Below are 2,208 nucleotides of genomic sequence, written 5' to 3'. Positions count from 1 at the left end.
TGGCACCGGGCCGCACCTGGGTTGGCTTGTCGACCGCAAGATCGCACCACATATCCCGGTCTTCGATAAGTCCGGCCGCAACGATGGCACCTGGACCCGCGCCGACTTTGAGTGGGACGCAGAAAACGATCAATATGTCTGTCCCGAAGGTCACGCCCTGAAGCAGTTCCGCCGTAACTACTCAGACCCGAACAGGGGGCCGACTGGCAAGGGCACTGCACGTTATCGCGCCTTGAAAGAGGTCTGTCAGATCTGTCCATCCAAAGCCAAATGCTGTCCAAACACCGAAGCTCGCAAGATCACCCGTGAGGAGCACGAAGACGCCCGTCAGGTCGCACGCGACATCGCCAAGACCAAGCAATACGACATCTCGATGAAACTCAGAAAGAAGGTCGAGATGCTTTTCGCCCACCTCAAACGCATCCTCGGGATGGGACGGCTCCGATTACGTGGCCCATGCGGTGCAAATGACGAATTTCTCCTCGCCGCCACAGCCCAAAACCTCCGCAAACTGGCCAAGATATTCCCTGCACCGCAGCAAATGCGCAAAGCCTGAATGGAAACGCACTCGCGCTCTGTTCAAAGCACCACTTTCTGCGTCAGCAACACGTTGTTTTTCAACAGAATCAGCCTATTTTGTTGAAAAACTCGGGCTTGATCGGTTGGTAAGTTGCTGATTCAATTCTTCCTAAAGGGAGGGATCAGCCATGATGGGACCGAGACAGGAAGCGCAAGCGTCGCTGTTTTACGAGTTCTCGCTGGAGGATCATGTCCCGCAAGACCACCTTTTGCGCTCGATTGACCGGTTCGTCGATCTGGGCAGCATTCGCGCGCACCTTACGGATTTCTACAGCCACACGGGCCGGCCCTCCGTCGATCCCGAACTGCTGATCCGCATGCTGTTGGTTGGCTATTGCTTCGGTATTCGATCCGAGCGACGGCTCTGCGAAGAGGTGCATTTGAACCTGGCATACCGCTGGTTCTGCCGTCTCGACTTGAACGACCGGGTGCCAGACCATTCCACGTTTTCCAAGAACCGGCACGGCCGTTTCCGGGAAAGCGAACTGTTGCGTCGTCTGTTTGAGACAACTGTGGCACGCTGCATTGAGGAAGGTCTCGTCAGCGGCCAGCGCATGGCGATTGATGCCAGCCTGATCGAAGCCGATGCTAACAAACGGAACTCAACACCGAAGGAAGACTGGGACGCGGCAAGCATTGACCCGGCAGATGCGTCCCGCGCGGTCCGCGAGTATCTCGACACGCTGGACGAGGCGGCATTCGGCGCGGCCAGCGAGGTACAGCCCAAGTTCACCTCACATTCTGACCCCGCCAGCCAATGGACTGCAGCCCGCAAAGGCCCTGCATTCTTCAGCTATTCCGACAATTATCTGATTGATACGGATCACGGTGTAATCGTCGATGTCGAAGCCACCAGATCAATCCGACAGGCAGAAGTCGGTTCAACAAAGACGATGTTGAACCGGGTCAAAGACAAGTTCGACCTGCACCCAGAACGGTTAATCGCAGATACCGCTTACGGTTCCGGCCCCATGCTGGACTGGCTGGTGAAGCGCAAGATCGCGCCGCACATTCCCGTTATCGACAAAGCTGGCCGGACAGATGGCACATGGTCCCGTGCAGACTTTGAATGGGATCCCGAGAACAACCAATACATCTGCCCTGAGGGCGAAGCGCTCAAGCAGTTTCGTCGCAACTACTCTGATCCGAACCGTGGCCCGACGGGCAAGGGCGTGGCCAAGTATCAGGCCCTCAAACACACCTGCCTGGCGTGCCCGTCGAAGATGAAGTGCTGCCCAAACGCCGATGCTCGCAAAATCACCCGCGAAGAACATGAAGACGCACGCGATGTGGCACGCGCCATTCGCAAAACGCCCCAATACAAAGTCTCGGCAAAGCTCCGAAAGAAGGTTGAGATGCTGTTTGCCCACCTCAAACGCATTCTCGGGCTGGGACGACTCCGATTACGTGGCCCTTGTGGTGCAACCGACGAATTCCTCCTCGCCGCCACCAGCATGCCTATTTTATCAGCTTATTTTTATGTGCCGCGGAACGTCTGCACAGTTTTTCGACATGCCATCACAGAATTCTGCACCGAACGCTGTCACGGCGCATTGGATCGTCATTTTGGCTTTCGACAGGGCCACTCTCTGGATCGTTTAGATCGAAAGGCGCTTCCACAGATGATGC

The 2,208-nt window shown here is 56.3% G+C and carries 2 protein-coding genes; both read left to right on the top strand.

The window, feature by feature from the left end:
* On the top strand, positions 1-556 hold a 556-nt coding region (locus ACR0C6_RS21000; protein WP_480621033.1), incomplete at its 5' end, for a transposase.
* A gap of 151 nt (positions 557-707) precedes the next feature.
* Positions 708-2,208: IS1182 family transposase (locus tag ACR0C6_RS20995; protein ID WP_480621031.1), on the top strand; the 1,501-nt coding region annotated here is incomplete at its 3' end.

Source organism: Ruegeria sp. AL12 (assembly GCF_056540885.1).
Note: the sequence above shows the minus strand (reverse complement) of the source record. Positions and strands in the feature narration are given on the sequence as shown.